The organism is Nonomuraea sp. NPDC002799, from assembly GCF_053592075.1.
The window spans coordinates 75,324-99,533 of sequence record NZ_JBSFVA010000015.1; the positions used below are offsets into that span (position 1 = coordinate 75,324).

The following is a 24,210-nucleotide window of genomic DNA, read 5'->3' on the forward strand; positions in this document are numbered from 1 at the left end:
CCCGCGCAGCAGGATCGAGGGCATGAAGACACGCTCACTGGGAAACCTGCAGGTCCCCGCCATCGGGTTCGGCGCGATGGTGTTGTCGCCGGGCGTCTACGGGGACATCGACGACACCCGGGCCGAGGCGGCGCTCAAGACGGCGCTGGACTCGGGCGCGGCCCATGTGGACACGAGCGACGCCTACGGGGTGGACGGCCACAACGAACGCCTGGTGGGCCGCGCGATCAAGGGCCGGCGGGACGAGGTGGTGGTGGCGACCAAGTTCGGCCTGGCGATCCCGCAGGGTGAGCCGAGCAGGCCGCATCCGGTCGGCTACGCGTTCGGCGAGCTCCGCGTGAACGCCGACCCCGCCCTCGTGCGCCGCTACGCCGAACGCAGCCTGCGCAACCTGGACACCGACGTGATCGACCTGTACTACGCCCACTACCCGGACCCGGGCGTGCCGATCGAGGACACGGTCGGCGCGATGGCCGGTCTGGTGCGCGACGGCCTGATCAGGCACGTCGGCCTGTCCAACGTGACGGCCGCCCAGCTACGCGCCGCGCACGCCGTCCACCCGGTGACGGCCGTGCAGAACGAGTGGTCGATGTGGCGGCCGGTGGACGCCGACCTGCTGGCGACGGCACGGGAGCTCGGCGTCGGCATCGTCGCCTGGAGCCCGCTGGGCACGGGCTTCCTCACCGGCACGGTGCAGTCGCTCGGGGCGGGCGACTTCCGCCACAACGCCCCTCGCTTCTCGGCCGGCAACCTGGCCGCCAACAACGACCGGTACGCCCCGATCAGAGCGCTCGCCACCCACCTGTCCATCTCCCCGGCCCAGCTCGCCCTGTCCTGGCTGCTGCACCAGGACGAGCACGTGGTGACGATCCCGGGCAGCCGCACCCCGGCGCACATCGAGGAGAACCTCCTGGCCGCCGGCCTCACCCTGCACCCGGACACCCTGGCGAGGATCGACGCCGCCCTCACCACGTTCGAGGTCACCGGCGGCACCCTGCTCTAACGGCTGCCCAGGTAGAGCTCGGTGAGCCGGGCGGTCGCCGTCTCCAGCTCGGCGACCGACACCCACTCGTCGACGGTGTGCGCGCGGCGCAGGTCTCCCGGGCCCCACACGATGGTCGGCGTCCCGGCGGCCCGCAGGAAGCGCGCGTCGGTGGTGGCGCCGAACTGCCTGGGCCCGTCGCCGTCAGGGTCGAGTGCCGCGATGGCCGCGGTGACCCGGGGCTCGGCGGGGTCGGAGGCCGAGGCCAGGCAGAGATCCTCCAGCGCGACCTCGATGGCGACGTCACGGGCGAGGGAGACGGCGTCGGCGTGACCGTACGCCCACTCCAGCACGTCGTCGCGGGACTCTCCCACGCGCAGCCGGCGATCGACGCGCAGCCGGCAGGACTCGGCGATGATGTTGGGCTCGGTGCCGCCCTCGATGCGCCCGACGTTCGCCGCCCGCGCCGTGTCCAGCCGGGTCACCAGCTCGGCGGCGGCCGAGATCGCGGAGCGTCCTGACTCGGGCTGGCTCGCGTGGGCGCTGACGCCGCGGACGTCGAAGCGCAACCACGCGGCGCCGCGCTCGGAGGTCGTCGCGCGCAGCGCCGTGGGCTCGGTCACGATGCCGAGGTCGGCGGTGAGGACGTCGGCGGGCAGCAGCGCGGCGCCGACGCCGGAGCCGTCCTCCTCGTCGGCCAGCAGCAGGAAACGCAGCAGCCAGGCCGGGCGGGTGCCGCGTGACCGTACCGCCGCGAGGGCCTCCACCAGGGCCGCGATGCCGCCCTTCATGTCGGTCGAGCCGCGCCCGTACAGCCGGTCGCCGGTGATCACGCCCCCGAGCGGGTCCTGCCGCCAGTCGTCGTGATCGAAGCCGACGGTGTCCAGATGGCCGCAGAGCGCGAGAACCGGCGCGCCCGGATCGCCGACCTCGGCGATCAGCGAGCTGCGCCCCGGGTGCGGCTCGAAGGTGCGGCAGGTGGCGCCGAGCTCGGTGAGACGCCGCTGCAACAGCGGTACGGCGCGGTGCTCCTCGCCGGGCGGGTTGCGGGTGTCGATCCTGATCAGCGCCTGGGTCAGCCCGACCGGGTCGGGACCGAAGGCCGCCGCGCTCACAACATCCTCGACAGGAACGCGCGGGTACGCTCGTGGCTCGGGGCGCCCAGGACGGCCTCCGGCGGTCCGGCCTCCAGCACCCGCCCGCCGTCGAGGAAGAGCACCTCGTCGGCGACTTCGCGGGCGAAGCCCATCTCGTGGGTGACGACGATCATCGTCATGCCGTCGGCCGCCAGCGTACGCATGACCTCCAGCACCTCGCCGACCAGCTCGGGATCCAGCGCCGAGGTCGGCTCGTCGAAGAGCATCAGCTTGGGCCGCAGCGCCAGCGCGCGGGCGATCGCGACCCGCTGCTGCTGGCCGCCGGAGAGCTGGGCGGGATAGGACGACATCTTGTCGGCCAGCCCCACGCGGCCGAGCAACTCGGCGGCGCGCTCGCGCGCCTGATCGCGTGGTTGCCGCTGGACGAGGACCGGGGCGGTCATGACGTTCTCCAGTGCGGTCATGTGCGGGAACAGGTTGAAACGCTGGAACACCATGCCGACCTTGCGGCGCTGCCGGGCGACCTCGCGCTCGCGCATGGCGTGCAACCGGTCGCCGACCTGCCGGTAGCCGACCAGCTCGCCGTCCACCTCCAGGCGGCCCGCGTCGATGGCCTCCAGCCGGTTGACGCAGCGCAGCAGCGTGGACTTGCCCGAGCCGCTCGGACCGAGCAGGCAGGTGACCTGGCCAGGGGCGACCTCCGGATCGACGCCGCAGAGCACCTGGGTGTGCCCGAAGCTCTTGTGCACGCCCTGCGCGCGCACGAGGGGCGTGCTCATCGGACCGCCACCCCCCGGCCGAAGCGGCGTTCGAGCAGCGTCTGCCCGAGGCTGAGCACCGTGGTCAGCGCCAGGTACCAGATGCTCGCGACGATCAGCAGCGGGATGACCTTGAAGTTCTGGGCGTAGACGTTCTGCAGGTTGGTCAGCAGGTCCTGGCCGGCGATGACCGAGACCAGGGCCGTGGTCTTGAGCATGGTGATCACCTCGTTGCCCATCGGCGGGATGATGACGCGCATGGCCTGGGGCAGGATGATCACACGCATGGTCTGGATGGAGCCCAGCCCGAGCGACTGAGCGGCCTCGCGCTGGCCGTGGTCCACGGAGACGATGCCGCCCCGGACGATCTCGGCGGCGTAGGCGGCCTCGTTGAGCGAGAGGCCGAGCAGCGCGGCGGTGAACGCGCCGACGACGCTGCTCGTCTCCGCCGACCAGAAGACCACGTCCGTGAACGGGATGCCGAGGGAGAGCCGCGGGTACAGCGCGCCGAGGAAGCCCCAGAAGATGATCTGCACGAGCTGCGGGGTGCCACGGAAGAACCACACGTACACCCAGGAGACCGCCTTCAGCACCGGGTTGCCCGACAACCGCATCACCGCGAGCAGCACGCCGCCGACGATCCCGACGACCATCGCGAGCGCGGTCAGCTCCAGCGTCACCAGCACGCCGCGCAGCGTCAGCCCGCGGAACAGGTAGTCGCCCACCGTTCCCCACTCCACGCGCGGGTTGCCGGCCAGCGAGGCGAGCATGGCCGCCAGCAGCACGAGCAGCACGGCGGCCGCGGTCCACCGGCCCGGATGGCGCACCGGGACCGCCCGGATCGGAACCGCGCCGTCGAGTGCGCCGTCGAGTGGGCCGTCGAGGGGGCCGTCGCTCATGCCGCGGCTCCCGCGTTCACGGTCGCGCTTTTGACGCCGTAGTCCGCCAGGCCGTACTTGTCCATGATGCGGCGGTATGTGCCATCGGTGATCAGCGCCTGGAGCGCCTCCTTGACGGCGTCGCGCAGCTCGGGCTTGGTCTTCGTCATGGCGATGCCGATCGGGACCGGATGGTAGCCGGTCGGCGCGGCCGGGTCCAGGACGACGGCGAACGCGTTGCCGCCGTCGACCGTACGCGCGATGTAGGCGGCGCTCGGGCCGTCGGTGAGCGTCGCCTCGGCCTTGCCGCTCTTGACCGCGAGCTGGGTGGCGGCGTCGTTGGGGAAGACGAGCGGGGTCGCCTCCGGCTGTCCCGCCGCCGTGCAGCGGGCCTTGACCTCTGTTCTGACGAACTTCTCGTACGTGGAGCCGGCGGTCAGCGCGACCTTCTTGCCGCACACGTCGGTCAGCCCCTTGATGGTGCCGGCGGCTGCCTTGGGGACCATCAGCGACGCTCCGTCGGAGGCGTAGTCGACGAAGTCGACGACGGCCTGGCGCTCGGCGGTGTCGGCCATGTTCGAGATCGCCACGTCGAGCTTGCCGGCCTGCATGGCCGGGATGAGGCCGTCGAACTGCTGCGCGGTGAAGACGAAGTCGACGCCGAGCTTGGCGCCGATCGCCTGACCGAGGTCGACGTCCATGCCGATGATCGTCGTGGCGTCCTCGTCGCGCATCTCCCACGGCGGGATCGTCGGGTCGGTGCCGGCCCGCACCTTGCCGGACGAACGTACGGACTCGGGCAGCTTGGCGTGCAGCGCCGGATCGGCGGCGATCTGGAGGCCGGCGACCGTCCTGCCGGCGGCGGGCTTGTTCGCGGTGGCCGGCGCCGGGTCGGCGGAGCCGCCGCAGGCGGCGCTGAGAGCCAGCAGCGCGACGGTGGTGAGTCCCGTCAGAGCAGGCCGGAGGCGGGGGAAGTCGGACACGAGAGCTCCTCGGGTGGTGCCGTGCTGCGGGCTCGGTTGAAACAGCGTCGCCAGAATGGCAAACTTTCCGACAATCCGTCAATCGGCAAATCCGCTGATCGGACAATCCAAGACCTGAAGGAAGTCCTTGTGACGCTCCCCGACGCTGCTCCCTTCTCAGCGGTCGCGCCCCTCGGCGTCCCGCCCCTCATCAACGCCTGCGGCATCTACACCGACCTCGGCGGCTCCGTCCTGTCGCCCACCGTGTGGGCCGCGGCGACGGCGGCCAACGCCGCGTTCGCGTCGCTGCCCGACCTGCTCGACCGGTCGGGCGAGCTGATCGCCGAGCTGGTCGACGCGCCGGCGGCACGGGTGGTCCCAGGAGCCTCGGCGGCCATCGCGCTCTCCGTCGCGGCCTGCATCGCCCGGATGGACGGCAAGCGGATGGAGACGCTCCCGCACACCGACGACGCCCCCGATGAGGTGCTCCTGCAGCACGGGCATCGCTACAAGTACGCCCGGTGCGCGACGCTGGCGGGCGCGCGTCTGGTCGAGGTGGGCGGTCCGGACGGCACCACGGCTGACGAGCTGGCGGCGGCGATCGGGCCGCGCACCGCGGCGATCCTGCTGCCGGTCCACCTGGACGCCGCGAACGGGACGCTGCCGCTCGACGAGGTCGTGCGGATCGCCCACGACCGGAGCGTGCCGGTGATCGTCGACGCGGCCTACATGAGCTACCCCGTCGATCTGCTCAAGCAGTACACTGCCGTCGGCGCCGACCTCACCTGCTTCAGCGCCAAGTACTTCTGGGGTCCGAACGCCGGTGGCTTCGTGTGCGGTGACGCCGACCTGATGGCCGCGGTGCGCGCGATCGACTTCACCGGTTACGAGTCCGGGCGCTGGCTCACGTTCGGCCGGGTCTTCAAGCTCGACCGGGCGACCGTCGTCGCGACGACCGTCGCGCTCCAGGAGTGGGTGGCCATGGACCACGACGCCCGCTGGGAGGGCTACCGCACGCGGGCCGAGCACCTGGCGGAGCGGGTGAGCGGTGCCGCGACCGACGTCGCGCGCGTCGCGCCGGCCTGCTTCACCCTCGACGAACGGATCGTGGACTCTCCCGTGAACTCCCTGGTGCTCACCCTGATCGATCCCGCCGGCGACGCCGGCGCGCTCGCCGGCCACCTCGCCGCCGGCACGCCCAGCATCCGCGCCGTCCCGGAGGGGCGTCAGCTCGTGTTGTGCCTGGAGACCGTCGACCCGGCGGACGACGAACTGCTCGCCGTACGCGTGGCCGAGGCGCTGGGAGCCGTGGCATGAGCGAGGGCACGCAGCGCAGGCTGGGTGTCGAGCGCAGGACGACGGCCGAGCGGGTCGCCGCCGCGCTGCGCGAGGAACTCCTGGCGGGAGCCTTCACGCCGGGCCAGTCCCTGCGCGACAACGAGCTCGCCGAGCGCGCCGGCGTCGCCCGTACGACGGTCCGCGAGGCACTGACCATGCTCGTCCGCGAAGGTCTGCTGACCCACCACGTCAACCGCGGGATCGAGGTGCGCAGGCTCACGGCCGCGGACCTCGACGACATCTACTCCGCCCGTGAGGTGATCGAGAGCGCCGGTCTCGCCCGCCTGCTCGACGGCGGCGCCGAGGCGCTGGAGCCGCTGGAGGAGGCGTTCGAGCGCATGGCGAGCGCGGCCGAGCGCGGCTCGGCCGCCGCGGTGGCCGACGCCGACATAGCTCTCCACCTGGCGCTCTCGGCGGGGACCGAGAGCCAGCGGCTGATCGAGACGCAACGCCGCGCGCTGAGCGAGCTGCGCATGCTCTTCGCCGTCACTGATCGTGCCTACGACGCGGTGGAGAAACAGGTCGTCCAGCATCGCGAGCTGCTCGACGTCTTCAGGACCGGCGGAGCGCCTGCCGCACAGGCCGCCCTGCGGGCACACCTGCGCGGCGCCGCAGAGCTGATCGGCAGCGTCATCGGCAGGGAGGCCCAGTGAACGGCGGCCTAGTGAACGACGACACGGTGAGCGGTAACGCGGCGGATGGTGGCACGGAGGGCGGTGGCACGGTGAGTGGTGGCACGGTGAGTGGTGGCACGGTGAGTGGTGACACGGTGAGTGGTGACACGACAGGCGTTGGCGCGGTGAGCGGTGGCAAGCCGGGCACGATTCGCGTGTTGCGGGAGAACGACGTACGCGCGCTGCTGGACGCCGACGGCGCGCGGGAGGCGGTGCGCGGCGCGTTCCTCGCCCTGGCCGAGGAACGTGCGGTGCTGCCCGACGTCATGCACTTCGACTTCCTCGACACGCGCGGTGAGGTGCACGTCAAGGGCGCCTGGCTCGGGCCGGGACACGACTTGTGGACGGTGAAGGCGGCGACCGGGTTCGCCGACAACCCGAAGCTCGGCCTGCCCGTGGTCGGCGGTCTGTCCCTGGTGCTCAGCGCACGGACCGGCCTGCCGGACACCCTGATCCTCGACAACGGATGGCTGACCGAACTGCGCACGGGCGCCGCGGGCGGGCTCGCGGCGGAGCTCCTCGCCCGGCCCGGCCCTGCCCGGGTCGCGATCCTCGGCACCGGCCAGCAGACACAGTTCCAGCTTGAGGCGGTCCTGCGCGTACGGCCGGTCGAACACGTCGTGTTGTGGGGCCGGGACAGCGGCCGGGCGGCCGAGCGCGCGGCCTCCCTGAGCGCGGAGTGCGGCGTCACCGTCGACGTCGCCGACTCGGCCGAGTCCGCGGTCCGCGACGCGACACTGGTGATCACCGCCACGGCGGCGCGCGAGCCGGTGCTCCAGGCCGCCTGGATCGCGCCGGGCACCCACATCACGGCGATGGGCTCCGACCTGCCGGCCAAACAGGAGCTGGCCGCCGGCCTGCTGGCCCGCGCGGACGTGCTGGTGGCCGACGACATCGCGCAGGCCGCCACCCAGGGCGAGCTGCACCATGCGCTGGAGGCCGGCGTGGTCCGGCGTGACTCGGTGATCTCACTCGGCGCGCTGGTGGCGGGCACCCACCCGGGCCGCACCGACGACGACCAGATCACCATCGCCGACCTCACCGGAGTGGGCGTACAGGACGCTGCGGTGGCGAGCGCGGTCGTGCGACGTGCGGCCGAGCGTGGCTGGGGAACCCTACTGGAGCCGTGACACTCGGCGGAGCTTGTGAGGATCCGTGAGTTCTTCAGCGTCGGGCTCGGGTCCCGATCTCCGGCCATGTCGAGGTCCGCCAGACCGTGTACTTGAGAGTGTGAACACTACGGCCCGGGCGGCAGACTGCTTCGAACAGCCTGCCGCACCGGCCGCCGCGACCTGCACCCTGCTGACATCGGCGGGGTATGGCGATCAGGACCAGCGTGACCTGGACCTGGACCTGGACTGGACCTGGACCTGGATCAGTCGGCCATGGGCATGTGGTGGTGACCGTTGTGATCGTGGTGGCTGTTGTGGCCGTGGTGGCCGTGGTGGCCGTGGTGGCCGTCGTGGTGGTGTCGTACGACGACGGTTACGGGGGCTGAGGTGGACGGCTCGCAGAAGGCGCTTCCCCGGTAGCGGGCGCTGAAGGTGTGCCGGCCGACGGTGTTCACACGGACGGTGAGTTTGGCGCGGCCGTCCTCAAGGGTGGCGGTGCCGATCCTGCGGGTGCGGGTGAAGAAGGCGACGGTGCCGGTTGCGGTGCCTTCCGTACATTTCACGTCCGCTGCCAGCTTGATCCAGCCGCCTTTGACCTGCTTAGCCGGTATGGCCTTGAGCTTGGTCTTGGTCTCGCCGATCGCGGGCGCCGACGTTATGGTCACCGTTACCGGCTGCGAGGCGGACGGGGGGCATGCGTCGTCGCCTTCGTAGTCGGCGGTGATGGAGTGCTGGCCGACGGCGAGAAAGGTGACGACGAGCGTGGCGCGGCCGTCCTCAAGGGTGGCGGTGCCCAGTTCGGTGCCGTTCGTGCTGAAGACAACGGTGCCGGTTGCGGTTTCGGCCGGACATAGCACCTCTGCTGTCAGTGTCACCGGCTCGCCGTAAACCTGTTCTTCCGGTGCGGCCGACAGCGTGGTGGTGGTCTCCTCGAGTGCCAAGGGCACGACGGCCATGCCGTGGTACGAACCGGAGCCGATGACCTGGACCGTGACGTCGGCAGGCAGGTCCACCTCGACGGGCAGGCTGCTGTTGATGACGGTCCCGTCGCCGAGCTGGCCGTAGCGGTTGTATCCCCAGGTCAGTACGCGTCCTGCGGACGTCAGCGCCACAACGTGGTCATCACCGGCCGCGATCGCCGTGATGGCGGTGCCGGCAGGCAGCTCGGCCTGGATCGGAACGGTGCTCCGGGTGGTGGTGCCGTTGCCCAGTTGACCGTAGGAGTTGTCTCCCCAGGCGAGCAGTCGCCCGCTGGACTCCACTGCCAGGCTGAACCAGCCGTGGCCTCCCGAGATGGCGGCGACGGTCGTCCCATCCGGCAACTGCACCCGTACCGGAACGTTGCTCTGAGCGGTGCTGTTGTTACCCAACTGGCCATAGTTGTTCCAGCCCCATGACCACATCTGACCGGTTGAGGTGAGCGCCAGGCTGTGGGCCGAGCCACCGTCCACCGCGGTCACCGTGACATCGTCGGGAAGGGGCACCTCCACGGGCACCGCGCTGTCGTCATTGTTGCCGATCCCCAGCTGGCCGGTGTTGTTGTATCCCCAGCTCAGCACCCGCCCGTCCGAGGTCACCGCCAGGCTGTGGCCGGCGCCGGCGCCGATCGCCTCAATCGTGGTGCCGTTCGGGAGGTCCACCTCGACCGGAGCGTCCCTGTCGGTGGTGGTTCCGTCGCCGACCTGACCGAAGTCGTTGTACCCCCAGGCCAGCAGCTCTCCTGTGGAGGTCAGGGCCAGGGTGTGGTCGTCACCGACGGCGATGGCGGTGACGGTGCTGCCCGCGGGCAAAGCCACCTGCACCGGTACGGGGCTGCTGTTCGTGGTGCCGTCCCCGAGTTGACCGTTGGGATTCTCGCCCCAGGCCCACACTTGCCCGCCCGAGGTCAGTGCCATGCTGAACCCATAGCCTCCGCTGACCTGCGTGATCGCGGTTCCTGCGGGAAGCAACGCCGTCACCGGCACGCTGCTGTGCTCCGTAGAGTCATTTCCCAGTTGGCCGAACTGGTTGCGCCCCCAGGTCAACACCTCGGACCCGGGAGCGCGGGCCCCCCGCACGGCGGCGGCGCTCACCGTGCCTACGCCCGCTCCCACAAGCCCGATCACGAGCGCGATCATCAGGCACAACGCGGTGCCCGACCGCCGGCCGGCCCGCGCCGCGGACCCTGCCCCCCACCGAATACCCACCCTCACCACGACCCTTCAGCCGCCGAATCGCCATTGGATAAGCCAGAAGAAGCGGAAGGTGCCGCCGAACAATGATCTCCTGGCGCGACGGGGAGCGTAACAGAATGTTTTCCATTTGATTCGGATCGCTGTTTCTGCAATGTGGATGAGCCCGTGAAAAGATATTTTTGACGGCCTAGAGTTTCACTGAGCTGAGGAGTGGAGCCGGCGCGGTCAAGCTCCTACGAAGCCACGGGCCTTCTGGTCCACGTAGTCACAGGACCTTTCTAGAAAGCCGTCATACAACACCGTAAAAGCGGCGAACTCGGGCGAAAGCCCAGCGCAGCATCGAGGATTGGGACATCGTCAGGAGCGATCACCTCTACGCTCTGTGGACGCAGCCACCTGCGCAGGTGGCTCGCTCCGACTGCTCCTGGTCATGGCTGCTCGGTGCGACGAATCGCACCTTGGCCGATGCGCTGAACACCATCGACACCGGCACCGCCGGTTACCTCGCCGAACAAACGGAAATAGGCCTCGGGGACACTGAAGCCCGGCAGATATGGAGATGGCTGATCCTCATGCAGAACTACCGGTACAAGTCGGAATTCGCGCAGATGCTCCGGACCGAAGGCGAAGCGATCGGTGAGGCGAGGGGTGAAGCGATCGGTGAGGCTAATGCCGTTCTGCAAGTTCTGCAGGAGCGCGGCATCGTCATCTCTGAGCCGGTTCGTGAGCGTGTCATGTCCTGCGTGGACATCCCGCTGCTTCGGAGCTGGCTCACCAAGTCGCTGCATGTGACCAGTGCGGAGCAGCTTTTCGACTGACTCGGCTCGCACGTGCTGAGATGCTCCCGGGTCGAAGGGCTGTCCAGCTAGATCCGCTGCCCAGTCAGACCGTTGGCGGGAAATGGCCTCAGTGGCAGCGACTCGCCGGGATCACGTCGCAAGTCGTTTCTGGACGGAGGCCGCCGTCGGGGGAGGTGTTCCGAGCTCTTCGACGGGTACGTCGATGGCCGGCTGGGCAGTGAGACGCGCGCGTTCGATGCGATCGAGGCGGAACCACCGGATGGCCTCGCGCCGGTGGCAGCGCGCCACGAGGAACCAGTGCCCCGCCGTGAACGCGAGCAGCTGGGGGTCAACCCGGCGCGTTGTCGGCGCACCGTGACGATCGCGATAGTGCAGCGAGAGGACCCTGCGCTCCTGAAGGGCAAGTTCGATCGCGTTGCGTCGGCGCGGGTCAGCTGCGTCGGCGGTGCTGTGGTCGATCCAGATCCGCTCGGTCAAGGCGTCCGCGTGCTGCCGCGCCTGCGGGTCCATCACCGCCAGCACCTTCGCCAGGGCAGCTCGGGCCTGCCTGTCGAATGGTTGTCCACGGTGTGCCACGATCGCCGCAGCGAGCGCGGAGGCTTCGGCGGCGGTGAAGTTCACCGGTGGCAGGGTGGCGGCGCGATCGACGACGTATCCGCCGATCCGGCCCGTACGCGCCCAGACCGGGAACCCGCCCTGTTGCAGGGCGGAGATGTCGCGTTTGACGGTGCGGACGCTGATCTCGAATGTGGTGGCGAGCTGTTCGGCAGTACGGCCTCGGGGACCGGCACGGCGGAGCTCTTCGCGGATCGCGTAGAGCCGGTCGGTGCGGTTCATGCGTGAATGGTGCCATAACGGTGACATGCAGAGCGTCCAGAGTGGCAGCATGACACAGTTGAAAGAACCGATCCTGTTGTTGAGCGGTGCCGGTCTTCCCGTCTGGATCTGGGACCAGGTGCGCGCCGAACTGGCCGCATCGCACGAGACGGTGGTCGCCGAGCGACCGCGTCATGATCGCGCTTCGCTCGCGGAGTACGCCGCCGCGGCACTGAAGTCGGCACCGTGGGAGCGGTTCGCGGTCGTCGCGCACTCCAGTGGCGGGACCGTCGCAGCGGAAGTAGTCACCCTCGCACCTGACCGGGTGAGCGCGTTCCTGGCGGTCACGGCAGTCGTGCCGAAGCCGGGTCGCAGCTTTGTCGCGTCGATGCCGTTGCCGAACCGGCTCGTGCTGAGCCTGGCGATGCGACTGGCCGGCACCCGGCCCCCGGATGGCGCCATCCGGCGAGGCGTGGCCGGCCGGGTCGATACGGAGACGGCCGACCGCATCGTGGCGGAGTTCAACCCCGAGTCTTTGCGTCTCTACCTGGACACGCCGCAGGGCGGCGGTTTTCCCGAACGTCGAGGCTACCTCTCCACCAGCCAAGACGCTGAGCTCCCCATCGGACTGCAACAACGATTCGCGCGCAACCTCGACACGAGCTGGCATGAATCCCTCGACAGCGGACACCTGCCCATGCTCGAAGCGCCCGCCGCTCTCGCCCGGCGCATCGAGAACTTCCTCGCCGGCAGACCCAGCTGACCGAGAGTCCGGGCGACGCCGGCCGATCACGACACCCGGACCCATCTGTTGCGCGGAAAGGCTCACCTCACACTTGCTGAGACGCTCCCGGTCGTAGGGCTGTCCAGCCAGATGTGCCGGCCGTCGGGGGTGACGGTCATGCCGAAACGATCGCGGCCGGGCTCGCCCCAGGACACCCAGCGGAAGTAGGCGTCGGTGACCTCGTCCCACAGCGGCCGGTCGCCCACCTGGTACACCTCGTACTCCTGCTCGCCCGGCCGCCAATCCACCACGGCCCACGAGTAGGAATCGGCCGGGTCGGACAGCCACAACCGGTACAGCTCGCCGTCCTCGTCGGGCTCGGCGCTGCCGTGGGCGGCCAGGCCGGTCAGGGCGGCGATGGCGAGGTCCGCGCCGGCGGGGGCGTAGGCGATGGTGCGCGGGTCGACGCTCGTGGTCAGGTGGTGTTTGTCCTCGGGGGTGCGCGCGGGTTGGCCGGGGGCTCTGCGCTGGGAGCGCATCATCATGTAGTCGGCGTAGCCGGGGAAGCGGCCGTGCGCCCTGCCGTCCGGCGCGACGATGAGCCGCAGCGCGTGGCCGGTGCCGAACCCCGGCCGGTACGGCAGCACGATCACGGCACCGGGCCTGCACTGCTCGATCCACGCGTACGGCACGGCCTGGATACCGCAGGTGACGTGCACCCGATCGAACGGAGCTCGCGACGGGCACCCGTCCGCGCCGTCGCCCACGATGAGGTGGGGGTGGACGCCGTCGGCGGCGAGGTTTCCGGCGGCCTGGTCCGCGACGGTCTTGTCCACCTCGATCGAGGTCACGTTGGCCGCGCCGACCAGGTGGGAGAGCAGCGCCGCCGTCCAGCCGGTGCCGGTGCCGATCTCGAGCACGCGGTGACCGGGCTCGGGGTCGAGGAGCTTGAGGAGGTGGACGACCGTGCTGGGCGCCGAGGCCGAGGACGTGCAGTCACCGGCGCCCGTGGCGAGGTCGGTGGCGCCGTCGTCGAGCTGGGTGACGATGCTGGTGTCGGAGTAGACGGCGGTCCACCAGTCGCCGGGATCGCGGCCGCGGTCGATGACCCGGATGCCGCCGAGAGGACCCCATGCCTGGCCCACGCGGGGGATGTAGGGGTGGCGTGGCACGGCCCGGATGGTGTCCCAGACCCGGGCCGCGTCCGGCACGAGGGCGCTGACCTCGCTGATCAGCGCCTCCGTCCGCCCGGCGACATCGGTCACTTCTTGCCTTTGCCGTCGCTGTTCCTGTCGCCGCTGCTGTGCCGGCCGTTCCCGCCTTGGGCCTTGTCCGGGCCCTGCTCTTCGGGCTTGAAGGGCTTGTCGCTCTGCTTTTCACCCTCGTGTTTGCCCACGTGGCCTCCTGCCCGCTCACCGATTCGCCGTAACCGTACGACTACTCAGCGGAATGGGCAAGGGAGTTTCCGTAAGCCGCATGACCACCCCGGTGGCCGGGGTCTGAGAGGGCCGGATAGGGGTAGCGGGGGCGTATGCGACTGACGTACACCTCCGACGTCTGGTACAAGAATGCGGTCGTCTACTGCCTCGACGTGGAAACCTTCAAAGATGGCAACGGCGACGGCGTGGGCGACTTCCGCGGGCTGACGCAGCAGATCGACTATCTCGCCGGGCTCGGCGTGACCTGTCTGTGGCTGATGCCGTTCTTCCCCACGCCGAACCGGGACGACGGATACGACATAACCGACTTCTACAGCATTGATCCTCGACTGGGCACGCTGGGCGACTTCGTGGAGTTCATGCGCACGGCGCATGACCGGGGCCTGCGCGTGATCGCCGATCTGGTCGTCAACCACACCTCTGACCAGCACCCCTGGTTCAAGGAATCGCGGTCGAGCAAGGATTCGCCGCTGCGCGACTGGTACGTCTGGTCCGACACCCCCGAACCGGACGACCCCTCGCAGGTCGTCTTCCCCGACAAGGAGGACAGCGTCTGGGAGCTGGACAAGAAGACGAAGCAGTACTACCTGCACAGCTTCTACCGGCACCAGCCGGATCTGAACGTCGGCAACCCCCAGGTCAGGGATGAGATCGCGCGCATCCTGGGCTTCTGGATGGAGCTCGGGCTGTCGGGGTTCCGGGTGGACGCGGTGCCGTTCCTCATCGAGAACATCGACCCGCCGCTCGCGGACCCACACGAGTTCCTGGCGGACCTGCGCGCCTTCATGACGCGGCGCATGGGCGGATCGATCCTGCTGGGCGAGGTCAACGTCCCCTATCCCGACCTGGTCAAGTATTTCGGTGAAGGTCTCGGTGACCAGGTCACCATGTGCTTCGACTTCATCGGGATGCAGCGCACCTGGTTGTCGCTGGCCCGCAACGACGCCACCCCGCTCAACGAGGCCCTCCGCGAGCGCCCCAAGCCGCCGAAGGACTGCCAGTGGGCCGTGTTCCTGCGCAACCATGACGAGCTCACCCTCGACAAGCTCACCGATGAGGAGCGCGAGGAGGTCTTCCAGGCGTTCGGGCCGAGCAAGGACATGCAGATCTTCGGCCGGGGGCTGCGCCGGCGCCTGCCCACGATGCTCGGCGGCGATCTGCGGCGGATCAAGATGGCGTACAGCCTGATGTTCTCGCTGCCGGGCACGCCGGTGATCTTCTACGGTGAGGAGATCGGCATGGGGGAGAACCTCGAAGAGGAAGGCCGGATGGCCGTCCGCGTGCCGATGCAGTGGTCGGCGGACGGCGGGTTCAGCCAGGCCGAGCCGGTACGCGAGATCCCCGAGGGCGCCTTCGCCCCTGACCGGGTCAACGTGGCCGACCAGAAGCGGGACACGAACTCGTTGTTGCGCTGGTTCCAGCTGCTGATCGAGCGCTACCGGGAGTGTCCTGAGCTGGCATGGGGGGACTGCACGATCCTGGACACCGGGCACGGCGCGATCTTCGCCCATCGGTGCGACGCCGACGGCGCCACCGTCGTGGTCGCGCACAACCTGAGCGACCAGGCTGTGGACGTCGAGCTGACGCTGGAGGGCCTGGAGCACTATTCCCTGACGGACCTGCTGGTGGACGGCACACTGGAGGTGTCGGACAAGGGCGTGGCGAAGCTGCCGATGGATCCGCACGGGTGCCGCTGGCTGCGCGCGGCGCCGCCGCAGGTGCTCCCGGAGGACGCCTCGGTCAAGGCCCTGTAAGCGCCCCGGACGAGGGCGGCGCCTCGGTCAAGGCCCTGTAAGCGCCCCGGACGAGGGTGACGGCCCGGTCAAGGGCCAGGCGGACATGGCGAGGTCGGCCACGCTGAGCAGGTCGGCTTCGCTGGTCCCGTCGCGCGACTGCGTCGACATGCCCTGGATCACCGACGCGTAGAACGCGGCCAGACCACCCGTGTCCGTGCCGGCCGGCAGCAGTCCGGCCGCCAGATCGCCGTCGATGCGCCTTTTGAGCGCCGCCTTGGCCTCCTCCCTGAAGCTCCGCAACAACGCCTCCACCTCGGCCGACTCGGGCCCGCAGTTCACCGCCGCCGAAATGATCAGGCAGCCCGCCGGATGCTCCGGGTCGGCGTAGACGGCAGCCGCCTCGCGCAGCACCCGCCCGATGGCCTGCCGCCCGGTCGGCTCCTCGGCGAGCGCGCGGGTGGTGAAGGCACCGTACGTCTCCTGGTATCGCCGCACCGCCTCCTCGAACAGCCGCCGCTTGTCGCCGAAGGCCGCGTACAGGCTGGGCGGCCGGATGCCCATGGCGGCGGTGAGCTCGGCGATCGAGGTCGCCTCGTAGCCGTGCCGCCAGAACGCCCGCATGGCGCTCTCCAGCGCCGCCTCCCTGTCGAATGCCCGTTGTCTGGCCATGCGTCCATTCTATAGCGATCGCTATGCTACGGTTTCTGTATCGATCGCTAAAGAATGGATGGCGCAGATGAGGACAGCCTTGGTGACGGGCGCGAGCAGGGGGATCGGCCGGGCCGTCGCGCTCCGGCTGGCCGGCGACGGCTTCCGCGTGGTGGTCAACTACGCCAGGGAGGAGGGCGCGGCCAAGGAGGTCGTGCGGCTCATCGAGGAGGGTGGCGGCAGCGCGTTCGCCGTCCAGGCCGACCTGGGCGCGCAGGAGGACGTGCACCGGCTCGCCGACCGGCTCAGGAGCGAGACGGACGTGCTCGACGTGCTGGTGAACAACGCGGGCATCGGCATGTCGAAGCCCATCGGGCAGGCGACGCAGGAGGAGTTCGACCGTCTGTTCGCGGTGAACGTGCGCGGCCTGTTCTTCCTCACCCAGCAGGTGCTGCCGCTGATCCCGGACGGCGGCCGGATCGTGAACATCACCTCGGGCGTGGCCCGCATCGCCTTCCCCGAGGGCATCACGTACGCGATGACCAAGGGCGCGGTGCAGGTGTTCACCCTGGCGCTGGCCAAGGAGCTGGGGCCCCGGGGCATCACGGTCAACAACGTCGCGCCGGGCATCATCGACACCGACGTCAACGCCTCCTGGTTGCGCGACCCCGGCGCGGCGGCGTACGCGGCCGGCCGGCACGCGCTCAACCGCATCGGCCACGTGGACGAGATCGCCGCCGCGGTCGCGTTCGCCGCCTCGCCCGACGCGAGTTTCATCACCGGCACCACCATCGACGCCACCGGCGGCGGAAACCTCTAGGAGCACCTCATGCCCACGGTCACCCACAACTCAGGCGTCGTTCACTATCACCGGGCGGGCAGCGGCCCCGGCCTGGTCATGGTGCACGGCAGCGGCGGCGACGCCGTCAGCAACTACGCCCATCTCGTGCCGGGCCTGAGCGACATCCGGACCGTCATCACCCCGGACTACGCGGGCAGCGGCCAGACCGCCGACCCCGGCGGCGATCTCTCGCTCGATCTGCTCGCGGGCCAGGTCGCGGCCACCTTCGAGGAACGCTCCGACCTCGTCGGCTTCTCGCTGGGCGCGGTCGTGGCCGCCAAGGTCGCGGCCGAGCGGCCCGAGCTGGTCAGGAGCCTCGTGCTGATCGCCGGCTGGACGCACCTCGCCGACAGCCGCCTGGAGCTCGGCCTGCGGACCTGGGCCAGGCTGGCCGCCACCGACCCGGAGAGCTTCGCCGCGTACGGGCCGCTGGTGGGCTTCAGCCCGGGATTCGTCAGCAGGGCCGGCGCCGAGGCCCTGATGGCGGGGGAGGCGCCGCACGGGACGGTGCGCCAGATCGAGCTGGACCTGCGGGTCGACATCAGGGACCTGCTGCCCAGGATCACCGTGCCGACGCTGGTCGTCGGCAACACCCAGGACCACCTGATCCCGGTCGAGCACGCCCGTGCCCTGCACGCCGCGCTGCCCGGCAGCGAGTACGCCGAGCTCGACAGCGGCCACGTCGTCGTGCACGAGCGTCCCGCCGAAGTCACCACCCTGATCAGGGATTTCATCATGAAAGTAACCAATGAGTGATTTATCCTGATTACTCTCCAGCCCATGCAGACCAAGAAGCTCGCCCTCATCGGAGCCGCCGCCTCCTGCGCGCTGGCTCTGGTGGCGCTCCCCGCCCAAGCCGGCGCCAAGTCGGTGACCGTCACGGTCATGGGCACCTCCGACCTCCACAGCAACGCCGTCAACTGGGACTACTTCAAGGACACCGCCTACGCCGACAGCGCCGGCAACAGTGTCGGCCTGGCGAAGGTGTCCTCGCTGGTCAAGCAGATCAGGGCGGAGCGCGGAGCGGATCACACGCTGCTGTTCGACTCGGGTGACACCATCCAGGGCACGCCGCTGGCGTACTACTACGCCAAGGTCGAGCCGATCACCCGGACCGGGCAGGTCCACCCGATGGCCAAGGCCATGAACGCCATCGGGTACGACGCCGTGACGCTGGGCAACCACGAGTTCAACTACGGTCTGCCGCTGCTGGCCACCTGGATCAAGCAGATGAAGGCCCCGGTGCTCGGTGCGAACGCGGTCTACGACAAGACCGGGCTGCCCGCGTACCGGCCGTTCGTGATCAAGAGCATGAAGGTCAAGGGCGACAAGCCGATCAAGGTCGGCGTGCTCGGCCTGACCAACCCGGGCGTGGCCATCTGGGACAAGGCGAACGTCGAAGGCCGGCTCCGCTTCACCGACCTGGTCGCGTCGGCGAAGAAGTGGGTGCCGGTGATCCGCGGGCTCGGCGCGGACGTGGTCGTGGTGACGGCGCACGCGGGCGACAACGGCATGTCGTCCTACGGCGGCGACCTGCCGATCGAGAACGCCTCCGCGATGGTGGCCGAGCAGGTGCCGGGCATCGACGCGGTGCTCTTCGGGCACGCGCACAACGAGGTGGCGCAGAAGTTCGTGACGAACAAGGTCACGGGGCAGCAGGTGCTGCTGACCGAGCCGGGCAAGTGGGGCCAGCGCCTGTCGCGGCTGGACTTCCAGCTCGCCAAGGAGCGCGGCCGGTGGGTGGTCACGGGCAAGTCCTCGACCACCGTCAACACGAACACGGTCGCGGAGGACCCGAAGATCGTCGCGCTGCTCAAGCCGCAGCACGACACGACGGTCGGCTACGTGAACAAGGTCGTGGCCAAGTCGGCGCAGGAGTTGTCGGCGGCGGAGTCGCCGTACAAGGACACGCCGATCCTGGACTACATCCAGCAGGTGCAGGTGGAGACGGTCAAGCAGGCGCTGCCGGACAACACGCTGCCGGTGTTGTCGATCGCGGCGCCGTTCAGCCGCACCGCCGTCTTCCCGGCCGGCGACGTGCGCGTGCGTGACGTGGCGGGCCTCTACGTGTTCGACAACACGCTGCTGGCCGTGAAGCTGACCGGCGCGCAGATCAAGGACTACCTGGAGTACTCGGCGAAGTACTTCAACCAGCTCGGCCCCGCGGACCCGGTCGACGTCGCCAAGCTGACGAACGCCGCCGGCACCCCCGACTACAACTACGACCAGCTCTCCGGGGTGGCGTACGACATCGACATCGCCAAGCCGGTCGGGCAGCGTATCGCCAACCTGACCTACGACGGCGCGGCGGTGCCCGCCGACAAGGAGTTCGTGGTCGCGATCAACAACTACCGCCAGTCGGGCGGCGGCGGGTTCCCGCACGTCACGGGGGCCGAGGTGCTCTACAACGCGCAGGTGGAGATCCGCCAGGCGCTGATCGAGTACGCGACGGCCAAGGGCACCATCGACCCGTCTGACTTCTCCGCCCCGAACTGGAAGCTGACCAGGGACGGGGTTCCCGTCTTCTAGTCTTTACGGCTGCGCACGGGAGGGCCCACCCGCCGACCATGGCCGGGCTCCCTCCAGGGCAACGCTCACCGTGCGCACGTGGCGGGCCGCCGCGACGTGCGCACGGGCACACGGTGGGTAGAGCTGTTGGATGAGTACTAAGGAAGAGTTGCGCCAGGTCGAAGAGGACCTGGCCCGGTTGCGAGCCCAAAGCCAGGACATCCGGAACCAGATCCCCGAGATCGGCGCGACCGACCAGATCGAGATCTCGGCCATGATCACCCAGGCGGATGAGCTGGACGGGCTGATCGCCGAGTTCGAGCGCCGCAGGGATACCTTGAGTGAGCGGCTGGAGAACAAGAAGGGCAGGTGAGAGGCCCGGATCAGCGCAGCGGGGCGCCGACCTCGTGCAGGTGCCGCAGAGCCTGCCCGTATGACTCGAAGAGACCTGTCTCCAGATAGCTGACGTCGATCTCCCGGCAGTATTCCTCGACGATCGGCTGGGCGCGGCGCAGGTTGGGGGCCGGCATGTTGGGGAACAGGTGGTGCTCGATCTGGTAGTTGAGCTGGCCGAGTGCCACGTCCGTGAACCAGCCGCCCCTGACGTTGCGCGCGGTCAGCACCTGCTTGCGCAGGTAGTCGAGCTTGTCCTCCTTGGTCAGCACGGGCATGCCCTTGTGGTTGGGCGCGAACGTGCTGCCGAGGTAGAGCCCGAACAGGCCCTGGTGCACGATGATGAAGAGCAGCGCCTTGCCGACGGGCAGCAGGGTGAAGATCGCGCCGAAGTAGAGGACGAAGTGCGTGGCGAGGAGCGTCAGCTCCACCCAGGGCCGCTTGGCCGTCGGCTCGAACATCGCCTTGAAGCTGGCGATGTGCAGGTGCCAGGCCTCCAGGGTGAGCAGCGGAAAGAACCAGAAAGCCTGATGTCTGGCGAGGAATCGCGGTAGGCCCTGGCTGCGGGTGGCCTGCTCGGTGGACCAGACGAGGACGGCGGGGGAGACGTCAGGGTCGTGGTCCTCGTGGTTGGGATTGGCGTGGTGGCGGTTGTGCTTGGTGTTCCACCAGCCCCAGCCGAGCCCGACGCACAGGTTGCCGATGATCAGCCCGGCGATGTCGCCCGGTCGCCGCGTCCTGAACACCTGCCGGTGCCCGAGGTCGTGGGCGACGAACCCGATCTGCGTGAAGACCAGGGCCATCACGACCGCGACGCCAAGCTGCCACCAGGAATCGCCCACCCAGGCGAACAGTGCCCAGCACCCGACGAAGGCGACGGCGATCAAGCTGAGTCTCACTGCGTAATAAAAGGGACGCCGGTCCAGGAGGCCGGCGTCTGAGATCCTTCGGGCTAGTCGGGCGAAATCACTGCCCCGAACTTCGGTGCTGCCAGGACTGGCCACAGGTCTCCTTACCTCGCGGTGCAAGTTGCCCTAACCCTGGCGTATCTCCGGTGAAACCGGAAGTCCGCCTTGTCCCGGTAGAGCCCGTGACAGAGATCTGGCAGCGTGTCCAGGCATCGTTGCTGATGTGACACACACTCTCATCGTAGGTGCCGGATCGACCGGACTGACGCGTGCCGCCGAACTCGCCCGCCGTATTCTGCGGAGGCCGCCGCAGCGCGCGGCCACTTTCGGACCTCCAGCCGCGGCGCGTGGTAAAGATCGCGGCTACTTCCGGACCTCCAGCCGCAGCGCGCGGTAAAGATCGCGGCCACTTCCGGGCCTCCAGCCGCGGCGCGCGGTAAAGATCGCGGCCACTTCCGGGCCTCCATCGGCTGTCAGAGGGCCGCGAGCGGGCCCAGCGCGTACCTCTCCGGGTTCGGCAGCGCCGCACCCCTGTCCGACGCCGCGCGATAGCCGTCGGCGCCCAGCGCGGCCAGGCAGCGCCGTTCCAGCTCGTTGACGTAGGGATCGGCGGACCCGGTGATCCCGCGCAGCGCCCGCGCGGCGCCGAGCAACTCGGCCGCCCGCACCGGATCGAGGTGCCCTGCCACGCCTTCGAGCACGGTCGCCCGCGCGGTCCGGTCGGAGCAGCCGTCCATCAGCTCCAGGGCCGTGCGCAGCGGCTTGCCCGGCTCGGTGCTCACCCGGGCCAGCTCGACGTTCATGAACGCCCTGAACTGGAGGCTCGTGTCGACGTCCATGGCCAGGGCGGCTTCGAGCAGCCGCGCGGCCGCCTCCGGGTCGCCGGCCCGCCTGGCCAGCTCCGCCTTGGCGTGCATGACCCGGGCGGCCAGCTCCTGGTCCTGCGTCCGCGCCGCGGCCTCCCCGGCCTGCCGCAGCGTGGCGGCGGCCCCTTCGAGGTCGCCGGCCCGGCCCTTGAGCTGCCCGGCCCGCAGCAGGAACGTCATCGGCCCGAGAGAGGCGTCGAGCCCCGACAGCTCGGCCGCGAGGCGCTCCGGCGCTTCGGCCAGGGCGACGGCGGCGGCGAAGTCGCCACGGTTCTCGGCGACCAGCGAGAGCCAGTAGAGGGACGCCCACCGCCCCCACCGGTCGCCGGTCTCGTGGAACCCGGCCAGCGCCGGCTCCAGCAGCTCCTCGGCCCCGGCCACGGTGCCGTACTCGAACCGGACGATGCCCGCGACCAGCAGCGCCGCCGATCTGGTCCAGAGGTCGGGATGTGCGCGCAGCCGTTCGGCGGCCCGCTCGGTGAGGCTCACGACGTCGGCGGGCGGGCCGGCCACGCTGCCCAGCGCCCAGGAGTTCAGTGCGGCCGGATGGTCGGACCCGAGGACCACCTCGGCCACCGTGCCCACGGACAGCACCTGGCAGAGCCCGTGCGCCAGCTCCCGGCCCGGCGGAGGCACGTCGCCGACCCGGCGCAGCACCGACGCGGCCTGCTCGCTCAGCTCACGCCGCCGGCCCCGCATGATCCACGGCCAGAACCGCGGCAGGACGCACCGCAGCGGATCGTCGGAGTGCCGCAGCGCCGCGTCCAGGTTGCCCTGCTCGGCGTCCAGCATCGCCAGCCACGTGAGCTGCGCGCCGGTCCGCAGGTACGGCTCCGCCGCCTCGGCCAGCTCGGTGTAGTAGCGGGCGTGGGCCTGGCGCAGCTCCGGGAGGTCGGCGGCGGCGTACTGCCTGATGGTCTCCAGCATCGTGTAGCGGTCGCCGGAGACCGCGATGAGCGACTTGTCCACCAGCGAGGAGAGCAGGCCGGGGTCGCCGCCGCAGATGCGGGAGATCGCGTCGTACGTGGCGCCGCCGGAGAAGACCGTCAGGCCGCGCAGCAGGTCGCGCTCGCGTTCGGACAGCAGGTTCCAGCTCCAGTCGATGACGGCGCGCAGGGTGCGGTGGCGCGGCTCGGAGGTGCGCCCGCCGCGGAAGGCGAGGCGGTCGCCGAGCTGCTCGACGAGCACGGACACCGGCATCGTCCGCAGGCGCGCGGCGGCCAGCTCGATGGCCAGCGGGATGCCGTCCAGCTCCTGGCAGATGCGCGCCGCGTCGGCCCGGCTGACGTCGAGGTCGGGCCTGGCGGCCGTGGCCCGGTCCCTGAACAGCTCGGCCGCCGGGCCGACCGGCAGCGGGAGCACGGGGTGCAGGCTCTCACCGGGGATGTCGAGCGGCTCCCTGCTGGTCGCGAGGATCCGCAGGCCCGCCACCTCCGACAGGAGCCACTGGGCCACCCTGGCGGCCTCCTCGACCACGTGCTCGCAGTTGTCCAGCACGATCAGCGGGGCGGTGCCCCGGAGCGCGGCGACCAGGTCGGTGGCCTTGAGCACGGCCTCCACCGCCGCCCGGACCTCCGTGGCGGCGGCCAGCTCGACCAGCCAGACGCCGTCCGGCACGTCGAGACCCGCGGCCACCTCGATGGCCAGCCGCGTCTTCCCCGCGCCGCCGGGACCGACGAGCGTGACCAGCCTGGCTCCTGAGGTGCTTGGCCTGGCTCCTGAGGTGCCCGGCCTGGCTCCCGAGGTGTCCAGCAGGCCGCTCAGCCTGGCGACGTCCTCCGACCGGCCCACGAACGTCGTGAGCCTGGCGGGCAGGTTGCTCTTCGGGGCGGGCTCCGCGTCCCGGAGCGCCGCCAGGTGGGCATCCCGCAACTCGGGGCCCGGGTCTACGCCCAGCTCCGTCTCCAGGGCCGCCCTGATCCGCTCGAAGACGGTCAGCGCCTCCGCGCGCCGCCCGCTCGCGACCAGCGCGCGCATGAGCAGGGCGTGGAACGGCTCCCGCAACGGATGCGCGGCGACCAGGCCCTCCAGCTCGGCCACGACGCCGGTGGTCAGATGGCCGCCGGCGATGGTCAGGTCGGCGGCGATCCTGGTGGCGAGCACGGTCAGCCGCAGCTCCTCCAGCCGGGCGGCGGGAGCGGTGGCGAAGGGCAGCTCGGCCGCGTCCGCCAGGGCCGCGCCGCGCCACAACTCCAGCGCCCTGCGGGTCTCACCCGTCCGGGCCAGCCGCTCGAACGCCCACGCGTCCACCTCGCCGGGCGGCACGTCCAGCAGGTAGCCGGCGGGATGGGAGGAAATCACTCCTGGAGCCTCCCGGCGGGCCCGGGAGACCAGCGACTGCAACGCCGCCGCCGGATGGGCGGGCGTCTCGTCCGGCCACAGGTCGTCGATCAGCCGGTCGGCGGTGACCACGCGGCCCGGGTCGAGCGCCAGCCGGATGAGCAGGGCCCGTACCCGGGCACCGCCGACATCGCTCCCCGCCACCTGTAGCGGCCCCAAGATCCCGACCCGCATCCACCCTCCAGCGCCGGGTCCACAGTACGCGTCCCGGCCCGC

The 24,210-nt window shown here is 70.2% G+C and carries 22 protein-coding genes; 11 read left to right on the plus strand and 11 right to left on the minus strand.

All coding sequences use genetic code 11. The features are described 5' to 3' along the window. The first annotated feature begins 22 nt into the window (after nt 1-22). A complete protein-coding gene (locus ACWD0F_RS26200; RefSeq protein ID WP_449879720.1) occupies nt 23-1,003 on the plus strand; it encodes an aldo/keto reductase in 981 nt (326 codons plus the stop codon). On the opposite strand, the gene ACWD0F_RS26205 is transcribed toward ACWD0F_RS26200, so the two are convergent. Genes ACWD0F_RS26205 through ACWD0F_RS26220 form a run of 4 tightly spaced genes read right to left on the minus strand, consistent with a single transcriptional unit; the run spans nt 1,000 to nt 4,698 of the window. Continuing rightward, entirely contained in the window at nt 1,000-2,097 is a 1,098-nt protein-coding gene (locus ACWD0F_RS26205; RefSeq protein WP_449879722.1) for a M20 family metallopeptidase, read from the minus strand. The two genes, ACWD0F_RS26200 and ACWD0F_RS26205, sit on opposite strands and share 4 nt — an antisense overlap. After that, on the minus strand, nt 2,094-2,858 hold the full coding sequence (locus ACWD0F_RS26210; protein ID WP_449879724.1) for an amino acid ABC transporter ATP-binding protein: 765 nt from the start codon (nt 2,856-2,858) through the stop codon (nt 2,094-2,096). Before ACWD0F_RS26210 ends, ACWD0F_RS26205 begins: the two co-directional genes overlap by 4 nt. Next, complete coding sequence (locus tag ACWD0F_RS26215) at nt 2,855-3,736, minus strand: amino acid ABC transporter permease (RefSeq protein ID WP_449879726.1); 882 nt, start codon at nt 3,734-3,736, stop codon at nt 2,855-2,857. Before ACWD0F_RS26215 ends, ACWD0F_RS26210 begins: the two co-directional genes overlap by 4 nt. Beyond that, nucleotides 3,733-4,698 (minus strand): ABC transporter substrate-binding protein, encoded by a 966-nt coding sequence (locus tag ACWD0F_RS26220; RefSeq protein ID WP_449879729.1) that lies wholly within the window; start codon nt 4,696-4,698, stop codon nt 3,733-3,735. Before ACWD0F_RS26220 ends, ACWD0F_RS26215 begins: the two co-directional genes overlap by 4 nt. Before the next feature lie 129 nt (nt 4,699-4,827). Here ACWD0F_RS26220 and ACWD0F_RS26225 point away from each other — a divergent pair, with 129 nt between their 5' ends. The 3 genes from ACWD0F_RS26225 to ACWD0F_RS26235 all read left to right on the plus strand — a co-directional run bounded on the left by ACWD0F_RS26225 (nt 4,828) and on the right by ACWD0F_RS26235 (nt 7,819). Continuing rightward, nucleotides 4,828-5,994 carry an aminotransferase class V-fold PLP-dependent enzyme gene (locus ACWD0F_RS26225; protein ID WP_449879731.1) on the plus strand — a complete coding sequence of 389 codons (1,167 nt, stop codon included), beginning with the start codon at nt 4,828-4,830 and terminating at the stop codon, nt 5,992-5,994. After that, nucleotides 5,991-6,668, plus strand: coding sequence for a GntR family transcriptional regulator (locus ACWD0F_RS26230; RefSeq protein ID WP_449879733.1), 678 nt, complete (start codon nt 5,991-5,993; stop codon nt 6,666-6,668). Before ACWD0F_RS26225 ends, ACWD0F_RS26230 begins: the two co-directional genes overlap by 4 nt. Before the next feature lie 116 nt (nt 6,669-6,784). Further along, nucleotides 6,785-7,819, plus strand: a complete 1,035-nt coding sequence (locus ACWD0F_RS26235; protein WP_449879735.1) for a hypothetical protein — start codon at nt 6,785-6,787, stop codon at nt 7,817-7,819. A gap of 245 nt (nt 7,820-8,064) precedes the next feature. Here the strand turns inward: ACWD0F_RS26235 and ACWD0F_RS26240 are convergent, their stop codons facing one another. Then, nucleotides 8,065-9,918, minus strand: coding sequence for an RCC1 domain-containing protein (locus ACWD0F_RS26240; protein ID WP_449879737.1), 1,854 nt, complete (start codon nt 9,916-9,918; stop codon nt 8,065-8,067). Nucleotides 9,919-10,379: 461 nt separating this feature from the next. On the opposite strand from ACWD0F_RS26240, the gene ACWD0F_RS26245 reads away from it, so the two are divergent. Beyond that, on the plus strand, nt 10,380-10,793 hold the full coding sequence (locus ACWD0F_RS26245; RefSeq protein WP_449879739.1) for a hypothetical protein: 414 nt from the start codon (nt 10,380-10,382) through the stop codon (nt 10,791-10,793). Nucleotides 10,794-10,904: 111 nt separating this feature from the next. Here ACWD0F_RS26245 and ACWD0F_RS26250 read toward each other — a convergent pair whose 3' ends face one another. Beyond that, nucleotides 10,905-11,612 (minus strand): helix-turn-helix transcriptional regulator, encoded by a 708-nt coding sequence (locus tag ACWD0F_RS26250; protein WP_449879741.1) that lies wholly within the window; start codon nt 11,610-11,612, stop codon nt 10,905-10,907. Nucleotides 11,613-11,661: 49 nt separating this feature from the next. Here ACWD0F_RS26250 and ACWD0F_RS26255 point away from each other — a divergent pair, with 49 nt between their 5' ends. Then, nucleotides 11,662-12,354, plus strand: a complete 693-nt coding sequence (locus ACWD0F_RS26255; protein WP_449879743.1) for an alpha/beta fold hydrolase — start codon at nt 11,662-11,664, stop codon at nt 12,352-12,354. Nucleotides 12,355-12,416: 62 nt separating this feature from the next. Here ACWD0F_RS26255 and ACWD0F_RS26260 read toward each other — a convergent pair whose 3' ends face one another. Together ACWD0F_RS26260 and ACWD0F_RS26265 are read right to left on the minus strand one after the other, a co-directional pair. After that, on the minus strand, nt 12,417-13,580 hold the full coding sequence (locus ACWD0F_RS26260) for a methyltransferase domain-containing protein (RefSeq protein ID WP_449879745.1): 1,164 nt from the start codon (nt 13,578-13,580) through the stop codon (nt 12,417-12,419). Then, nucleotides 13,577-13,711 (minus strand): hypothetical protein, encoded by a 135-nt coding sequence (locus ACWD0F_RS26265; protein ID WP_449879747.1) that lies wholly within the window; start codon nt 13,709-13,711, stop codon nt 13,577-13,579. The genes ACWD0F_RS26260 and ACWD0F_RS26265 overlap by 4 nt, the downstream gene beginning before the upstream one ends. 135 nt (nt 13,712-13,846) lie before the next feature. On the opposite strand from ACWD0F_RS26265, the gene ACWD0F_RS26270 reads away from it, so the two are divergent. After that, on the plus strand, nt 13,847-15,508 hold the full coding sequence (locus tag ACWD0F_RS26270; protein WP_449879749.1) for an alpha-amylase family protein: 1,662 nt from the start codon (nt 13,847-13,849) through the stop codon (nt 15,506-15,508). Nucleotides 15,509-15,535: 27 nt separating this feature from the next. Here ACWD0F_RS26270 and ACWD0F_RS26275 read toward each other — a convergent pair whose 3' ends face one another. Further along, nucleotides 15,536-16,159 carry a TetR/AcrR family transcriptional regulator gene (locus tag ACWD0F_RS26275; RefSeq protein ID WP_449879751.1) on the minus strand — a complete coding sequence of 208 codons (624 nt, stop codon included), beginning with the start codon at nt 16,157-16,159 and terminating at the stop codon, nt 15,536-15,538. Between the two features lie 67 nt (nt 16,160-16,226). Here ACWD0F_RS26275 and ACWD0F_RS26280 point away from each other — a divergent pair, with 67 nt between their 5' ends. The 4 genes from ACWD0F_RS26280 to ACWD0F_RS26295 all read left to right on the plus strand — a co-directional run bounded on the left by ACWD0F_RS26280 (nt 16,227) and on the right by ACWD0F_RS26295 (nt 19,860). Further along, on the plus strand, nt 16,227-16,958 hold the full coding sequence (locus ACWD0F_RS26280) for an SDR family NAD(P)-dependent oxidoreductase (RefSeq protein ID WP_449879753.1): 732 nt from the start codon (nt 16,227-16,229) through the stop codon (nt 16,956-16,958). Between the two features lie 9 nt (nt 16,959-16,967). Beyond that, nucleotides 16,968-17,735: an alpha/beta fold hydrolase gene (locus tag ACWD0F_RS26285; protein ID WP_449879755.1), complete on the plus strand. Its 768-nt coding sequence runs from the start codon at nt 16,968-16,970 to the stop codon at nt 17,733-17,735. A 24-nt stretch (nt 17,736-17,759) separates the two neighbouring features. Continuing rightward, the gene (locus ACWD0F_RS26290; protein ID WP_449879757.1) at nt 17,760-19,508 is read left to right on the plus strand and encodes a bifunctional metallophosphatase/5'-nucleotidase; all 1,749 of its coding nucleotides are present in this window, start codon (nt 17,760-17,762) and stop codon (nt 19,506-19,508) included. A 130-nt stretch (nt 19,509-19,638) separates the two neighbouring features. Beyond that, complete coding sequence (locus ACWD0F_RS26295) at nt 19,639-19,860, plus strand: hypothetical protein (RefSeq protein WP_449879759.1); 222 nt, start codon at nt 19,639-19,641, stop codon at nt 19,858-19,860. Nucleotides 19,861-19,870: 10 nt separating this feature from the next. Here ACWD0F_RS26295 and ACWD0F_RS26300 read toward each other — a convergent pair whose 3' ends face one another. Further along, nucleotides 19,871-20,779, minus strand: a complete 909-nt coding sequence (locus tag ACWD0F_RS26300) for a fatty acid desaturase family protein (protein ID WP_449879761.1) — start codon at nt 20,777-20,779, stop codon at nt 19,871-19,873. Nucleotides 20,780-21,261: 482 nt separating this feature from the next. Further along, nucleotides 21,262-24,168 carry a BTAD domain-containing putative transcriptional regulator gene (locus ACWD0F_RS26305; RefSeq protein ID WP_449879763.1) on the minus strand — a complete coding sequence of 969 codons (2,907 nt, stop codon included), beginning with the start codon at nt 24,166-24,168 and terminating at the stop codon, nt 21,262-21,264. Between the last annotated feature and the right edge of the window lie 42 nt (nt 24,169-24,210).

Bases quoted from the DNA above. Each gene is read 5' to 3' on its own strand.
- ACWD0F_RS26200 (WP_449879720.1), top strand. From the start codon at position 23: ATGAAGACACGCTCACTGGGAAACCTGCAGGTCCCCGCCATCGGGTTC.
- ACWD0F_RS26210 (WP_449879724.1), bottom strand. From the start codon at position 2,858: ATGAGCACGCCCCTCGTGCGCGCGCAGGGCGTGCACAAGAGCTTCGGG.
- ACWD0F_RS26215 (WP_449879726.1), bottom strand. From the start codon at position 3,736: ATGAGCGACGGCCCCCTCGACGGCCCACTCGACGGCGCACTCGACGGC.
- ACWD0F_RS26230 (WP_449879733.1), top strand. From the start codon at position 5,991: ATGAGCGAGGGCACGCAGCGCAGGCTGGGTGTCGAGCGCAGGACGACG.
- ACWD0F_RS26240 (WP_449879737.1), bottom strand. From the start codon at position 9,918: ATGATCGCGCTCGTGATCGGGCTTGTGGGAGCGGGCGTAGGCACGGTG.
- ACWD0F_RS26250 (WP_449879741.1), bottom strand. From the start codon at position 11,612: ATGAACCGCACCGACCGGCTCTACGCGATCCGCGAAGAGCTCCGCCGT.
- ACWD0F_RS26255 (WP_449879743.1), top strand. From the start codon at position 11,662: ATGACACAGTTGAAAGAACCGATCCTGTTGTTGAGCGGTGCCGGTCTT.
- ACWD0F_RS26270 (WP_449879749.1), top strand. From the start codon at position 13,847: ATGCGACTGACGTACACCTCCGACGTCTGGTACAAGAATGCGGTCGTC.
- ACWD0F_RS26275 (WP_449879751.1), bottom strand. From the start codon at position 16,159: ATGGCCAGACAACGGGCATTCGACAGGGAGGCGGCGCTGGAGAGCGCC.
- ACWD0F_RS26280 (WP_449879753.1), top strand. From the start codon at position 16,227: ATGAGGACAGCCTTGGTGACGGGCGCGAGCAGGGGGATCGGCCGGGCC.
- ACWD0F_RS26285 (WP_449879755.1), top strand. From the start codon at position 16,968: ATGCCCACGGTCACCCACAACTCAGGCGTCGTTCACTATCACCGGGCG.
- ACWD0F_RS26290 (WP_449879757.1), top strand. From the start codon at position 17,760: ATGCAGACCAAGAAGCTCGCCCTCATCGGAGCCGCCGCCTCCTGCGCG.
- ACWD0F_RS26295 (WP_449879759.1), top strand. From the start codon at position 19,639: ATGAGTACTAAGGAAGAGTTGCGCCAGGTCGAAGAGGACCTGGCCCGG.
- ACWD0F_RS26305 (WP_449879763.1), bottom strand. From the start codon at position 24,168: ATGCGGGTCGGGATCTTGGGGCCGCTACAGGTGGCGGGGAGCGATGTC.